Below are 17467 nucleotides of genomic sequence, written 5' to 3'. Positions count from 1 at the left end.
AACAATTAATATTCTACGGTTATTGTACTATACTTAGAGTATGTACCATCATAAAAAACAGCCCTGATAATGTATTTGTATGAAGAGTTAATGGTTAAGCCTGTGTCACTAAACCTTTTTGTTCCGGCAGGAAGCACTCGATACAATGAAGATGGTTGTTCATTCACAGCTCTGAATAATTCAAAACTCGAAACTTCTTCTTTTTTATATCGCCAACTTAATAAAATGGTTTTGTCATAGGTGTTGACATTTCCATAAAACCCTTTTACTGCCGGTTTTAATGTAGTTTTTGGAATTAATACAGAAACTGGAGGCGATGGTTGAGATTCTAAGCCACTGATATCTCTCGCCAAAATGGTGTAACTGTAATAGTTCCCTTCTTCTACTTGTTTGTCCGCAAAAGTAGTTGTTTTGTTTTTATCAGTACTATGTATAAACTGCCAATTGCTTTCGTCCTTAGCTTTTCTGTAGATATAGTGTGCTTCTACATCGTCACTAGAGCTATTAGCCCATTCTAAGTTTACTTTGCCATCAACAATTTTATAGGAGGTAAATACTGGGGATGTCGGTGGAATTACATCAGGTTTTACCAATTCTAGTACTTCAGAAAATTCAGACATATTATACCGCTTGTCCACAGCCATAATTTGATAATACACTTTGCTGTTCAAGCTTTCCACTTTTACCGTATCTATATACGTATTAGAACTATGTGGAGATTTAGTTACCTGTGAGTATTCTTCATTTTTAAGATTTCCACGATAGATTCTGTATCCTAATAAATCTTCTTCCTTGTTAGCAGTCCATTCTAAAGAAACGATACCAGTACTGTCTACAACTCCTTTAAGACCAATGGGTTTTTCCGGAGGAATAGAATCAATGGGTTGTACCAACATCGAAAAAGAATCTCGTTGATCATTATTTTTCCCAATTGCTGTAATTTTAAAATAATTAGAAGCTCTTAGTTTATCATAACTTATTTTTCGAGCAGTAGGTGGAATATTCGTAACAACTGGTTTATAAGCTCCGCGATCTGTATCTGATCTTTTTAAGGTAAATCCGGTTATGGCATCATTCCCTTCTTCTGGGAATTTCCAGGTGAGTTCCACTTCATCTTCAGATTTGATATGTTTTGTTTTTAAATGCGGTACATATTTTAATACTTCCTTTCCTTCACCTTCTACTATGATAGAGGCAGGACCTATTTCTCCAAAGGAAGAAACTCCTTTAATTCTATATTGATAATTGGTGTTATTAGCTATGGAGTCTATGTACACTGTACGGGCAGTTTCTTTTTCGTCTCTGTTGATAGCAGCATAAGGTAAATCTCCTAGTTTTTTGAAGGTACTACCATCTTCAGATCTTTCGATGATGTAACTGTTATAGGTGTTTTTTAGCAATTTAGAGTCCCAACTTAATAAGGTGGCACCATCCTGAAAAATCCCTACAAAATCCACCGGTTCTGGGAGTGGCTCATAGTCAATGATTCCAGTATACACACCACCTTCTTTGGTGGCTAGTTCTGTTTCGGGAATATTAGCAATTACTTTATACAAATATTTTTCATTGGGTTTTATAGCGGTATCTACATATCCTAATCCTGCTTTTTTCGCAATCTCAAAATCCTGATCTGCTGCATATAATCCAAAGGCAAAACGTTGTTGCTGCTCTTCGGCTTTATTAATAATAGAAGCAAAACCTCCACCACCTTCTACCACAAAACTCTCTCCATATAAGGCTTGTGCCATAATAGCACCGTTGTCACTAGTTTCGGCAATAGTTTCCCATTCCATCATTGGTGCAGGAATGAAGTTCTGACCAATGATCAACTTTTCGGGATCGGCTAAGGTTTTTCTATCTCTAGAAATGGTATAGCGTTCTAAGGTATATCCATATCTGTTTGCTTTTCGCCATGAAACAGGAGTGTTTAAGGTCCATCGCAATAGGATTCGATCTTCTTGTGCTCTTGCAATAACTCTTACTTCTGGAATCACCTCTGTTGATTGTGCAAAAGATAGTTTTGGTGTAATCAGAAGTAAAAGTATTGTTATGATTAATTTTTGATTCATTTTTATGTTTTTCAACTTTTTGTCTTGATCTGGATTTCGACAGGCTCAGTCTGACATTTTGTTTCTAGTTTTTTATCTTTTTTGTTACTCGTAGCCTTTCGAAGGGCTAGTTTGGGTTTACATATGTAAAATTGGCTGAGGTCCCATTAATTCCACCAGGTAATACATATCTGTAAGTACTATTGTAGTTTCCTGGTTTTATATATGGGAATATGCCATTTATGATGTAATGATATTGTTCTATTTCGTTTTGATATGATGATGGATTTCCTAGATAAGCATTCACCACTTTATACTGGATATCTATAAAGTCTGCTTTATAATAGATTGGCAAATTATACGTGTGTGGTAATCGTTCTCGCAGATAACCACTATTTACCTCATTTTCTAAATAGGTTTGATACCATGTCAATTGATCCATTCCTTTTTTAGGAGGTAATCCTAATTGATTGATATCTCTATCCACAGTAAATTGAGGTTTAATCGGATAATTTTTATAGATTAAAGGATAGATCTCATTTTGATAATAAGAATCATCTAGTTTAGCTTCTACCTGAATTAAAGGTTTGTTCTCAGAATATGTACTACCTACTAATTCTGTAAGGTCAAAAGCTTCTCCATCTGCCACCACGGCTTTTAGTTTATGCACATCGGCATAAATAATTTCTCGTAAAGAAGAAGTAAGGTTTTTATTTTCTACTTTTTCTCTAAAGGTATCGTGTGCACTTGTGGTAAATTCGTACGATAACATTTCAATCGTATCAGGATTTGTAGCAAGTCCTTCGATACTTACATTTCTGACTTCTAACGTATTTTCACCATCTCCTGTAGTGGTATAATTCTCAGTAGTATTACTTGATGCAGCACCTGGAGGAAGCGTGAGTAGTTTTATCATTAGCGTTTTGGAGTTTTCTATTTGTGGCATTGGAATATTCACCATTTTTTCACCAGCATTATAGGAAACAGAACTTTCTACTGCCATATCATATTCATCAGAGAAATAAGCACGTTGTGACCATCCTTCATCTAAACTAAACAGATAAGACTGCCCTCTTTTTAACTTTATATAGGCCTTATTATATTCTTTGGGGAAGAAATATTGTTGTCCAATCACTGGATAGCTGTATACAATATTCTCTAGCGGAATGTAGTCTGGTGCAGTACCCGTTACAAAAGAAATCGTTTCTTCTTCTTTCAGTACTTCTCCATTATACGTAGCAGGTACCCATTCTTTATTTACTTTTTGTTCGAAAGTAACCGAAACATGAAGGCTCATGGGTGTTTCTGGTGATAAGATTTCATCAGAAGTAAAACTTAACAGATCATTGGTGTTATTAAGTTTTGCATCACCAGAAATAATCTTTCCAGTATCATCTTTGATCCAGAAATCATCGAGTTTAAAGCGATAATAATTTACATTAAAGTCATCATCTTCTACAGGAATTTCGCTTCCAATTTGCATATTAAAGGCTACTTGTGGCACTGCGAAGACATCAACTTCATTTGTTTTATCTCTTGGAGAGATGCCTCCGATAATTTTGATATCTGCTAATGGAGATCCACCACTAATGACTTCACATTCTTCTCCGAACTGTAACTCGAATCTAAAACGTCCTTTTACTAAACCACCTAATAGGTTATAATATCCGCCAATATATCCTCTAAACCAAACCGGGTTAGGAAGTTTAGCTTGCATTAATGTGGCTGCTCCAGCTTCGATAATTGGAATCTTTTTTCTTTTTCCAAAAAGCTTGAAACTGATTCCTAAGGATCCTTGCAGATACACATAACTCTGTCCGTTGGCGTACCATCCGTTAATTCCAATCTGGCCGCTTCCTTTACAAGCAGTATCTCCGTAATCCTTGACCATAATGTCAAATCCAAATCCTGCATTGAATCGGGCATAGAACATTAAAAATGTCATGTCTCCTGTATCAAAATCAAGACTAGCACCAAATGCGACACCACGTCCTGCTTCTAATGCATTTTCATCACGCATATAATCTAATACTTCAGCATCTAAGCCAAGGATTTCTGCCACTTGAGGTGGAGGTGGAGGAGAAGGCGGCATGTAGTCTCCCATCATGAAATAACTTTTAGATGTCAGTGCTACGCTACCGACTCCAATTTTAATACCTACAGGATCGGAAGGAGTTCCGATATGAATATACCATTCTCCAGGTCCAAAATGAATCACTGCCCAGGCTGCTCTTCCGCCAGGACCAATTCCTTTGAAGACGCCTCCAAGGATATCTATATAAAGTTCAAAAGTACCATGGAAGGTATCCGCCTGAAAATCCATCTCAATCGCCATGTATGCATTTAACCCTTTTTGGCCCGTCATAACAGCTGGATAAATGGCTTTAGAGGCTTCTATCAGATCCGTTTCTTTTAGTTCATTTTCGACAGCATCGGGCATTTGGGATTCGTTCTCTACAATACCACCAAAATTTTCGGTGATTTCATCTCCGGCATCATCAAAACCTGGTATTTGTAGCATGTGAGCTTCTCCATAAAGGCTTACTCGATTAATTCCTCCTCTACTATTAAATGCTACTTCAAAGCCAAAACCACCATTAACTAGGCTATCGCCATTGGCTATAGAAAATAGCATCATTGCTTTTACGGTAAGTCCTGAATTACGATCAGGAACATAATTGGCACCGGATTTCCCGATTCCAATATTAGAACTAAATCCGTCTTTTCTCATGTGATAGGAAGCACCACCACCAAATCCGGTAATTGTAAATACAGGAGGGATAAGAATGGTCAATCCTTCGACCAGTCCATCTACATACCAATATCTAAAATCTGTTTTTCCAAAAGTAGCACTAATCGTAACTGCTATACCACCACTAAATGTAGCTTTAACCATGCCCGCAAAACCGTTTCCATAAACGGGATCATCTTCTCTAAACTCTACATAACCTTTGATCTTAAAGCCTATATCAGCGTCTATTTCTACACGACGGAGTTTAATTCTTTTAAATTTCCATTTTTCAAAACCATCTCCTTGTTTTAGATCTCCTTCTATAGATAGACTTGCTGCTCCAGAAAAGCCACCATCTCCAGATCCCATAAGGTTGATAGAAATGGTAAAATCTAAGGCTGCAATGTCATCTTCTGCTCGGATACCAATTTCGGATATGGTTACTGGGAATTTCCCAAAACTTACCTCACCTGTATATCCTGCATGGCCAATTGATATAATAGGACTTACAGTTTGTAATTGAAAGTCCCGAAAAGTAATCCCCTGAAAATCCGCCGTAGCGGTGGCCGATGAATCTCCGCTGTTAGACCCTTTGATCGCCATATTACCATGCAGAACAGCTTTGGGTCTAAATTTACCCTCAGTAAGCTTTAGTTCTACAAAACTATTACTCGTAAGTGTGGCTTTGGCTTTAAATACATTGAAAGCGATACTTTCTTCCGGACTTGCATTAAGAATATATTCTTCGTTTAATGGGTCAATTACTGCATTGTATACCAATACTGTAGCACCAGATTCGTAATCAATATTGCTTAATCTACTTTGTTCCTTACCATCATCATCGATATATTTTTCTGTTTGCGTGCCCGAAACAGTTTCTGTAGTTACAGGTAATACCAAAGCACCACCAAAGCCTGCACCCGATAAACTACCGGCCACAAAATTAAGCTGTAATCGGTCTACAGAAATTTGCCATCCGTCTGCGTTTCCTTGATTGATAGGTAATACGTTTTCGGCTTCGAAGTTTCCAGATACTCCATTGTTATCAATCAGTAGTTTTTCTGCTCCAAAACTAATCCGTTCATTACTACCTTTTCTTTGGAACTGTTCTGGTAATACTACGGTTACCGATTGCACATATACGCCACGCCATAAATCTTCTTCTCCGGCAATTAGATACGTTTCCTTATAATCTTTTGGCCATTGCATACCAGAAGAATTTCTAAGATCACTAAAATCAAAAATGGCAGTATTCAGTTCGAAAATGGTGTTTTTTAGAGAAGGCACCTGGAATCTAGGCATATTAATCTCTACTAAAATATCATTCCAATCGCTTGCCACTAACTCAAAGCTAGTGGTTACCTTTTTTAGTCTATTGGTACCAGGAATAGGAGTATTATCTACCTTGTTATTGGCATTAACGGGTAATAATTTATTTCTGGAAAATTCTACATCTACAGCTAATCCTAATTCTTTGAAACCGTCGCAGTCTATGGTAACGTATGTTTTTTTGTCCAGATCTCCTGTTTTAAGATCAAATCCTCCTTTGAGGATCATCATAACCTCTTTTCCTTGGAATGGGATACCTACATCACCCAATAATACCAAATCTGCATCGCCAAACAATCCACCTTTGTGTGAAAGTTTTACACCACTGGCTCCAAAAAACAATTGACGTCTTTTTCCTGTATCATCTACTTGTGGTAACATCAGTCGCACAAATACTTCTAGCTCAGAATAATCTTTCCCAATTTTAATCTGGCTTACGCCCATGATGAAATCAGAATTACCTACTTTTTTCTTGATTCCGATGGGTAAGGTTACAGGTTGCTGACCGGTTAAGTATTCTTTTAGTGACTCCAAAAACTTATCACCTTCGATAAGCTCATCGATCACAGCTTCTGCTTTGCCACGTAGATTATTTACGATGGTATCACTTTCGAAACGTTCATATAATTCGTTCTGCCAAAAATCTTGCCCTTCAGAACTTTTTACGAGCGTTTGTATATCTTTTTCGATTTTGATATCCAAATCTGCAAAAGAACGCCTCATCATCATAGCTGGCAAAGGTGCAGCCACTTCTTTTGAAGTAGTTTTTTTATCCTCACCGTCTTCCGTACTTGCCTGGGCAGGAACTACGAAGAGTAGTAATAACAATAGTAGGTAATATTGCTTCATATTTTGGGTTTTATATTTTGGAATTCGCCAAATCATTTCGTTGATCATTCTCAAAATTTCTGTGGCTCATTCTATATTCTTTTTTCTTTGGTCTTTTAAAGAGTTATTTTTTAAAGTACTTCTTCTATTATTATGTGCGGCTTTTGGGCCATTTGTTACCATCACTAAGCTGTATTTTACTCTTTTCTACTAGTTTGGTAACGCTTCGAACGAATATTGTAAGGGGCTTATCCTATTACTTTTATGGTTCGAAGGGTTGGTGTCTATTTATCTATTCCAGTTGTTATTTATTTTTAAATATTCTAAAAAATCTTTTAATTCCTTCCAATTTGTTTGGTATAAACATTTTAGTTCCAGATTCCCTATGGTCTTTAATTTGATGGTACATAGAAAAAGGTATGAGAAGTAAACCTACTCCAGATACTATTGTCGTAATGTATCCTCCTAATATCATTGCCCAACTTTGTAATTTTTTATCTCTTCCTTTTATTATTGTATTATTAATTTTCAAATAGTCTATCTTCTTTTTGTTTGTGTTGAGGATTTTATTAGAAACTTCTATATGTTTAATAAAATCTGTCTTAGACCCTACTATTTCTAAATTTGATTTTTTTGTCAAATCTTTTTCTTGTAGTACGTTGTTTTTCTCTAAAAAAGCAATGATTTTTTTATAACTCTCACTTTTTGAATTGAGTAAACTATATATCTCTAAAGTGTCTTTATAAAATATTAGTTCTAATTTTTTATCGATATTTTGTTTTAGTTTATAAGAATTCACGATAGGCAAAGAATCATATTCTTTTCCATTAAAAATGATTTTACGCTTAGTAACTTTTAGATTAATAGACACTTTATCCAAATTTTCAATCAGCAGGGTATTTTTATTAATCTCTTTTCCTTTTCGAATAAGGGAAGGACCAAAGCTAAAAGTAAGCCAAATAGCAATAGCTAAGTATATTAATGATGATATGATAAAGTTATTTTCTGACAATATTTTTTGTTTATCTAATTTTTATTTTGAGTTATCTCACTATATTTATTTAGTTTTTTCGTTTTTAGTTGTTCCACGAAGTTGAAAGGCTTTGCGGACTGATATTCTATCTGCGCCAATGATTTAATGTAATTAAAATAGATTTAAAGTAATTTAATCCGTAAGGCATGTCTAATAATTGATTTATGGTATAGTCAAGTTTATACTCTAGATAATTATCTGTTAAATCAGGTCTTGTCCAATAATTACTGTTAAACCAGTCTTGTAGACTACTTTCGTGTTTATCAAAAAAATGACTACCAGCCATAAAACCAATGAACTTTCGAGTCTCTTCATCTAAACGCTCATCTTTCTGTAAATCATTATAAAACATATTTTGCTTTATAAAGTCATGATCATCATAAGATGAATAACCAAAGTTTTTGATCATTTCTTCATATCGATCTTTACTAAACCCCGGTTCTATATATTTTGATTGCCATTTACTCCATTCTTCAGAGTTATAACTATTCATTGATTTATGATACTTGAATAAATATTCTTTAAATGGAAGATTATTTATATCATATAAATGCCTTTGCCATGTTTTTTCTTCGAAATCTTTATACTTTGAGTAATCTTCCATTATTTACTGATTTTTGTTGGAGTAATGCCTGATAAAATTTCATCAATATAGTTTTGATCAAAGATTATAACATTATCATAGTCTTTTGATCCTCGAGCACCATTCGCAATAATTCCATTATAGCCTTTTTTTCTGGCCCAAGATGCTATTTCATTAGTAAATTCATACATTTCTTTTTTGATTTGAGATAATTGATCATAAGGGATATTTTCAGGTATATCTATGACCTTAGTAAGTTGATCAAATTCGGTACCTAATTGTTTTCTGACAATATCATCCGTAAGATCAAGTAAATTATCAGCCTTTATATTTGAAAAATTATATGTATTATAATCAGTCCAATCTCCATAATGGGGTACAAGTTCTGTTTTGTTTCCAGATAGCGTTTTACTCAAGTACATGGCGTTTTCTTGACCGTCAAGATCATATCTTCCCCAGGAACTATAGACTGAATGATCTGTCATTTTATCCGGTTTTGCATTAAAATTGGTTTCTGCATTTTTTGAGAGAGAACGATACAAATCGCCTGTATATGTTTTTCCGTTTGGAATATAAGTAAGATCATTAAGGTGTTTTCTAAGCTCACTTGCACTTTTTGCAATGAATCTACTTCCAATATTATTAATATCTCGAAATCCAATCTCATTACCTCTTCTAAGAATGTCATCTTCAGGTTTAGTTCCATTTTTAGCAATCGTTACACCATCACCATCAGGAATAACTTTTCTTTTTTCTAGGATACCATCAATAAATCTGGCTACTTCATCACCATCACCGTTTTTATCTATAACCTTAGCTAGATCTTCAGTACTTTCGATATTAGCGATTACTTCTCCTCTTTTTACCCCACTAAATGTAACCGGTAAAGAAGAATCAAAAAGTTCATCTGCTTTATTTAAACCGTCAATTAATTTTTGCTTGCTGGCAGCACTACCATTAAATAAATCTGTTAAACCTTCGAAGGATGTTTTATTATTATATTTAAATCTTTTACTAACTTTTAGTAGGATGTCGATGTTTCCATTTGCGACCCTTATGTTGGGAAACTCTTTTAAAACTTCCCATGATTTAACTAGATCAGGTTGATTAGAGAATTTAGAAATAATAGACGATTTGCTAAAATCAAAATCTTTACCAAACTTAACTACATCATCTCCTAATTTATCTATTCTATCAAGTAACGTAGCATCTATATCATCAAGTTTGTTAATCCAATCTTTAAATGTTAATATTTTAGGGTCTGTAATACCATCTAATTTTGCTAAAATGCTATTTTTAGAAGCTGATACACCTAGTTTTAATTCTAATAGAATTCTTCGATATTCGGAACTCAAACGTTCATTGTCTCGAACTAAATTTTTGCTTTTGGTTATTAGTTCATCAAACTCTTTTAAAGTAATTTTTTGTCCTTCATTATTTAAAATTTCTAGGTCGTCTAAATACTTTTGCTTTTGAACAGCGGAGGCATTGTCAATCGTAGCTAGGCCTTTTAAGCCACCATTTAGCAAGTCATAAGTTGTTTTTGCAGCAAGGAAGTAGCCCACATATTCAAATGCTTTTGGAAGTTTATCTCCAGTACCAAACTGATAAGCTGTGCCACCTACTGTAAGTGATAAATCTATTAATGAATAGGATTGTCTTAAAATAGTTCTAAAGAGTATTTTTGTTCCAGAACTCGCAGCCACTCTTACAGCGGAAATAGCTGCGGCTCCTTCACCTAAAGTTGCTACGGTGATAACAACATTGAAAGTGTTCCATCCGAAGTTTTTAGCTATTTGTTCTCCTGTTTCTTTATACATATACTCAAGGAACACTATTGGAATTATATGTCCAGTAGCTTCCAAAGCTGGTTCATCATATAATCGGGTATCAGCTACTGGACTATATGGAGATGCGTTTTCATAAAAATACACCATAACCATGTCAAAAGGGGAACCACTTTCTTCCAACAAATTAATCTCATCTACACATCTAGTACCTCTTCTGGTATGTACTGTATTTTTACAAGTTAATAGTTGAACTTTATTTGTAGATTCATCGTAAACGTACTTGTAATCATTTTTATCTCGTACAAAACTTAGTAATACGTAGTCTCTATTTTCAACTTTCCAACTTATTTCAGCTTTTATACCATAGGTATTCGGACTTTCTAGGGATCTTTCTGCGCATAGTCTATTTATTTCTTTAAAAAATGAACTATATGCATCACTATCTGTGAAGAAATCTGTTAATCTTGTTTTTAAATGAAATACAAGAGGTTTTTCATCAAAACTTTTTGTAGGATCTTCTAAAGAAGTTAAAAATGATGCTGCTTCTTCATTTTTGACACTTTTAAGTAGCTTTGTAATAACATCTTGATAATGATACTTGGTCCCAAATAGTGAAAATATATTACCATTAAGCATTCTACTTAATGCTTCTGTTTTAATTTTTATATCAAGATCTTTTAATCTATTAAACTCAAGCGCATGGACTATTTCAAAAAGAACATCTCTTTTCTGCGATAGCCCGCTTTGTTCATCGGGAGCATATGTTTTATTTCCATTAACAATTTTATCAAGCAGAATATTGAGGTTATCATCTTCAATACTTCTAATAACTTTTTTTATTAAGGAAACATCACTTGTGCCATCAACAAAGAAATTTTCAGAAATGAAAATATTATGTTCGAATATTAGTTCTAATAACTTTTCTTTTTCTTCATAATTTAATGTTTTAATAAAATTATCATTTAGGTAGTATAGTGCAGAATAAAATTCTTCTTTTGAAACATTTGAACCAAGTTTTTCGTTATAAGCATTAATATTCTGGTTTACTTTTAATAATGCTTCTAAATAAACCGTGAAAGTACCTCCCCGATCCCAGAAACTATCTCTTGCTCTTTCAAATAATGCTCTGTCACTTCCCCAAAAAACATTATTTAACTGATCTGAAAAATCTTTGTTAATTTGAGCTACAAGAATATCATAATCAATATTGCCTCCCCCTTCAGCACAAATCAATGCTGCGATTGATTCTATCGACTCTTTTTCAGTAATATCAGAAACCTTATTAATATAGTTTTCTATAAACTTTTTCCCGTCTGGACAACTAGCACATTTTATTCTACCAGAATCTTTAATATTACTATTAGTACTATCATAAACTATAGAAGTTTTATTAGCGATTGCGTATTCATATGTTGTTTCATATGCGGTATTACAATTATCATCTCCTTTGACAAATAAATATACTTTATCAATATCCTTTTCATTAATACTAGTTATTTTATATTTATTACCATCGCTTTTTCCTCCTTCATAATATCCAGAAAAATCTCCAGTGCTACTAAATAAGGCAGTATATCGAATTCCATCAACTCTAAAACCAGGTAAAGTCCCTTTAACTTGAGAAGATTGAGAAGTAGAAACGATTCTAGAGCTCCCCTTTATTTTTATGGGCTCCCATTTAGGTGTAAACCAAACCTCTCCGGCCAATTCCCCATCCTCATCACCTTGGAACCAGTAGATTTGAATACCTGGCGCATGCATTTTTTCCCAATCCATATGAGATAAGCGCACTCCAGTACCATAATCCATTAATAAGTCTGTTGTTCCGGTAGTATTGTATTTTTTAAATGGGTGTTCTAATCCAAAGACTCCATGTCCCAATTCATGAGCTGCAGTTCGGCCTTTATCATCACCAGCGAAGACAAAACCAAATTGTCGTTTTAGAGGCATAAACCCTTCTGTACCCGAATCAGAAGGTGGAATATCGGTAACAAATAAATAATAGGTGTCTCGTTGATATCCTAGTAATGTTTTAAACTGGCTAATCCATGCTTTTTCACCTTCGGTATATTGCGATAATAAACTACTATCACCTACATCCAAGGTGGTATCTGATACTGTTAATGGCGAGGCAGAGGTAACATTAAATTGAACGCCTGCTGGGTTGTAAATTTTATTGATACGTTCACCAATACCAGATAAACTTGCGCCATTAACCGAGATTAATTTTACATTGATCGTGGTTACATCCTGATTTGCTAGATGCCATAAATTTGCTGCTCCCGCTACTTTATACTTATCCGTAGAATCCTTAGACCTAACCGTAGCGATGATCTGCTGTTTGGCAAAGTCAAAAGCTTTTTTAAGGGATAAGGTTGCGGTTGTGCTATCGCGATTCCATGAGGCTTGTACTTTGGTTCCTTCTTTGGTCTTAAAAATAATATCCGAAGCACTGTGATCATTTGTACTAATAGCTACTTCTGCTGTTATAAAATCTGTAGGATGATCTGGTAATGCAGCGATTGCTTTATACGGGATGTTATATTCTCCACCGCCAGATATCGGTACTTTGTCATATTCATTGGCAATGGAACCACCAGCATTTTCTGGTACCGTATCGAAGCTATAAAATCCGTTAGTATTGTTAAAGGTAACCGAAATCCCAACGGCTGTAATTTCATTAACACCACCACTGGATACTCCATCGGTGTTTCCTGAATTAGCAGGACCTCCTTCTGCTTGCTCTCCTTTAGATACATCGCCATCTGCATCTACATGCCACTCTTCTCCGGTATTGTCTACAAATATGATGTCATTGCCACCATCAAATGTATCTGGTAGTGGGCCATCTGAAGTAATAATGATAATATCTCCATTTTCATCAATCTTAATATCAGTAATATCTACATCTACATCGATCACCTGAACATCACCATCATCTCCAAGAATCGTATCTATGATAACGTCACCATCCACAATACTACCCCAGTTCGGGTCATAGGTAGTAACAACAAAACCATCTACCAGTTTCATCTCGGTATTGATTTTGATATTTTCGAATTTTACAGGAATACGTACTGTTGCCAACCAAGGTGTACTGATATACCCTTCTCCGGTAAAAGAAGTGGATCCTGATACTTCTTTCACATATACAGGAAAATCGCCAGCAGTAAATACATCGTTTACAAAAAGTTCGGTGAGTAGTTCTTGATTCGATAGATCCACAGGATCTGGTTGTATACCACAAGAAACATAATCTGCTAATTCTTCGCTAAGTGTTCTAAAGGTGTCTACTGGAGATTCTCCAAAACTATTCTGAGTACAGTTCCCAACAACCCTATATTCATAAACGGTGTCTGCTTTAAATTCATCGATGGTTACATAATCTCTTGGAGTAGTTTTACTATACCATCTGTCGCTACCGGCTTCTCGATATTTTATGGTATAATCTAAATGATCCGGATGTCCAATCCAACTAATAGTAGCATTGGTCATACTTACATCTTGCACCTGAATATTACTTGGTAATTCGCAACTAGCTTGGTAATCGAACCAGAAGATTTCACTATTTCCGTTATTATTAAATACTGAAACTTCTTCGCCATTATTAGTAGCAAATGCTCGTACGCGCCAAGCATATCTTTTGCCCGCTAATAGCAATGGTTGAAAAGGTCCGTACAACAAGGAGGTATTGGTTGTAACTTCTTGGTATAATGGTGGCGATGCTACAAAAATAGCTTGCGGATCTATATAAGGATCCCAAACTTCTACAAGACTAAATTCGTACGAAACATTCGGCACATTGATATGTCTTGGTGTCCATTGAAAAATAATATTCGTGGGGTTTTGCTCACTTATTTTAGCTTGGTTATCAGGTTTATTTAAAAATGGGGGATCGTTATTGATCAGAAAAATAGTGGCACAATTTTTTGATGACAATCGATTTCCCGTAAAAGCATCAAATACTTCAAAACAAAACCTATACGATCCATCCGGTAATGGACTGTTATATTGTACTGCGGATATCCCTCGTAAGTTTTGTTGTTCGAAATAGGGTGCTAATTCTGATATCGTTAGGTTTAAAGGAATACCACCATCTAAGATTAAAGTGGGTGCTCCGATAACTACTGGGGCACTAATGGCGTTGATTCCATTGCCTTCTATAGCCACTGCTAACCGAACTTCTCTGCTGGATGCCGTTACATCACTTAATACTAGTTGAACTCTTAGAGGACTATTGGTAATTCCAGAATTAGCATATCCAGACAGATTGGTAGGATATGGAGGAATGGCTTGTGGAGTAACACGAACAGGAAAAGTCTGCGCCAAGGCAACCTTTAGCTGGAATAGTGCTATTAGTATAAATAATAGTTTCTTCATAAGCGTTTTGGGGTAATTATCAACTAGTTATCCGAACTGCGATATAGCTCGTCGAAATAGATGATAATTTGCTCCTCTAAATATATGTTAATTTTTTCTAAATCTTTTTTCTCGGAATACATCCTAAATGTAGCTTCCTGAGTACGTTCTTTTATGTTTTTAGTGTGGTCACTGTTAGCGACTACCTTATTACCTTTTAATAATTGATCTACTTCTATTCTAAGGAATAGATATGCTTCAAACTTTTCTCCTTCTACCTCATATTTGGTATAGATCTTCATGTATTCGAATTGTGCTTCATCTGAGGCAGCATTTCTTTCTGATTCACTAAGGGTGCGTAATGGATTATTTTCTAATTCGAATTTTGTTTTAGCATATACATCCTTCATTTTTTGATCTTTATTCACAAGCTCTTTTTGTAAGCTTATTAGAACAGATTGTAAGCGTCTCTGATATACGGGGATATAATCTTTTCGCATGTATATGCTATCAAGAAAATCAATAGCAAGATTTTTGAAATCTTGATCGTTTCTTGCTTTTTCCTTAAGATCGGCAAATAATGATTTCAATTTATCTTTGGCAAAAGCATCCTCTTTGTTGTAATATTCTTTCTGAGCAATGGCTTCTATTTGATCTGCTACAGCATCCGCATTATTGTCATAGATCTCACCTCTATAACGGAATCGATAGTAATTTTGCTTATCAAGCTTTTCTTCTATTTGCTTAAGAGTGTCTTTTGATTTTTTAGTATTCTTTTTATCATTCGAAGAATTAGGATCTCTTTTTCTGAATCGTAAATCAGGTTTTTTAACATCAAATGAATAACTATACCCAAGAGTAACCGTAAAATCATTAGCACTGGCTGTCGAAGTATTATTTCTAAACAAGGCTAGTGCATTTAAATTCAGATTATGCTTTTCCTTATATACATAACCAGCATTGGCTCTAAAATTCGTGACATTTCCTTGTGAAGTTCCGTTGGCTAAACTTTGATTATAAGAAGCAGAAACCCCTGTTCTTAGTTTCTTGTCAAAAAACTGTTTATTAATAGATAATGTTGGGCCATAGGTTAGGGCATCGTTTTCTTCGATAACGTTGTAAGCAGCATTTATAGCTCCACTAATTGTTAAAGCACGTTCTGGATATGCTATAGAATAGTTAGCGCCCGCATTGTAAAAGTCTGTTTGATTATTCGTTTCATCTGCGGTGCCTTGTTCATCTTTGGTCGTTTGATATGTTAAACTAAGACCCACATTTTGTTGCTTTTGCTTGCTCTGAGATAAAATGTATCCCAAGTTTAACGATGCATTTTGGGACACTTGTTTAAAATCTAACGTATCTAAATTTTGCAACGGATCTACTTCATTGATGACATCAAATGCTGTTCTGATATTAGTATACGATTGGAAGTTAGAATAGGATGCTGCAATATTAAGTCGATCAGAAGCTTTGATGTTTGCATTGATTGCGGCAACGATCCTATTCGATTGCGATTCTTTTTGGTTTTTAAGATCATCACGCTGTAATCCGGCATTAACGGCTAAAGATACATAGCCATTAAATAATTCTTGAGAAGCATTTACGGTTATGTTTTCGAGATCATTATTAAAAAAGTATGCTCCGAACGTTCTGTATTGAGGATCGATACGTTCATACCCGACACCTAAACTTCCTTTTCCATAGGAATAGGTAACATCAGCATTAAAAGCCGTATAATAATCGGTAGAAGCTTTTTCTTTAATTAAAAAACCTAAAACATTAGCATTGGAATTCGTTTCTTCGTCCTCTAGGTTTTCTGTAACCGCACTTTGTGCTACTTCTAGATTAAAGCTTAACCCTTTGGTGATTTCTACAGAAGACTCTAAACTGACTACCAAATTTTCTTTGGGATCAATATTTAAGTCTTCGGGTATTGGAATATCTAACGATGAAGCTTGATCTTTTGCTTTGAAGAAGATCAATCCAACATTGAATCTATTAAAATCATAGGACGTTTTTAATCCATACCCTATTCTTTTATAGGCAGGAATTGCTTCAGGAATCTGATCATTATACTCAGTAGGTTTTAAAAATCTACCATATAAGGCACTTATTTTAAAAGGACCATTGGGTGTGAGATCGGTACCAAAACCTGTAAATTGATGTCCACTAACTGTATATGGAGAAAAAGTCATAGCAACATCTCCGATATGTGTTGCCACCCATTTATAGGACGGATGAATACTTAATCTATTAATCTTGAACGGTGTGCTGTACGCAAAATCCTGATTGGTATACGAAAAGGATAAAGGAATGTTATAAATTCCGCTAATATTGAAATTTAGATTACCATTAAGAAAGTAAGTGAATGGCTCTCTATTAGCTGTCCCATTATAGTACACAGAATTAGCAGAAATTCCCCCATTAATCTTGACTAAAGGAGCTTTTCCAATTTGACCAAGATCTTGACCAAGAAGGGGATAAGTGAGTAAAACCAGTAAATAAAGTAATCTTTTATTCAATATGAGGCTTGATTTGGGGTTGGCGAATTTAAGTTTTTTTTAACATTTAACAAAGGGAAAATTCTAACTTTCAGAACTTTAACAGAATATGTAATCTTATTCTTACTAACCTGATATTGTTTATGCTATTAATAAATGGTTTTATTATTAAGTGTACTTAATGACCATAATGTTACCCCTATAGAACAAGTTTTTTAATTTTTAAAATTAGATATGACAAATTATTATATAAAAAAACCTCGCT

At 34.7% G+C, this 17467-nt stretch carries 6 protein-coding genes; all 6 read right to left on the bottom strand.

The genetic code is table 11. From position 1 onward, the window contains the following. Positions 1–5 precede the first annotated feature (5 nt). The 6 genes from D1815_RS15560 to D1815_RS15535 all read right to left on the bottom strand — a co-directional run bounded on the left by D1815_RS15560 (position 6) and on the right by D1815_RS15535 (position 17223). Positions 6–2069: a hypothetical protein gene (locus D1815_RS15560; RefSeq protein ID WP_118388075.1), complete on the bottom strand. Its 2064-nt coding sequence runs from the start codon at positions 2067–2069 to the stop codon at positions 6–8. A 106-nt stretch (positions 2070–2175) separates the two neighbouring features. Next, a complete protein-coding gene (locus D1815_RS15555) occupies positions 2176–6957 on the bottom strand; it encodes a hypothetical protein (RefSeq protein WP_147404147.1) in 4782 nt (1593 codons plus the stop codon). 283 nt (positions 6958–7240) lie between these two features. Further along, positions 7241–7948 (bottom strand): hypothetical protein, encoded by a 708-nt coding sequence (locus D1815_RS15550; RefSeq protein ID WP_118388071.1) that lies wholly within the window; start codon positions 7946–7948, stop codon positions 7241–7243. A gap of 106 nt (positions 7949–8054) precedes the next feature. Further along, entirely contained in the window at positions 8055–8573 is a 519-nt protein-coding gene (locus tag D1815_RS15545) for a hypothetical protein (RefSeq protein WP_118388069.1), read from the bottom strand. Beyond that, complete coding sequence (locus tag D1815_RS15540) at positions 8573–14722, bottom strand: fibronectin type III domain-containing protein (RefSeq protein WP_118388067.1); 6150 nt, start codon at positions 14720–14722, stop codon at positions 8573–8575. Before D1815_RS15540 ends, D1815_RS15545 begins: the two co-directional genes overlap by 1 nt. 23 nt (positions 14723–14745) lie before the next feature. After that, complete coding sequence (locus D1815_RS15535) at positions 14746–17223, bottom strand: hypothetical protein (RefSeq protein ID WP_118388065.1); 2478 nt, start codon at positions 17221–17223, stop codon at positions 14746–14748. Positions 17224–17467 lie beyond the last annotated feature (244 nt).

It is taken from the genome of Aquimarina sp. AD1, from assembly GCF_003443695.1.
GTDB classification, from domain to species: Bacteria; Bacteroidota; Bacteroidia; order Flavobacteriales; family Flavobacteriaceae; genus Aquimarina; species Aquimarina latercula.
Note: the sequence above shows the minus strand (reverse complement) of the source record. Positions and strands in the feature narration are given on the sequence as shown.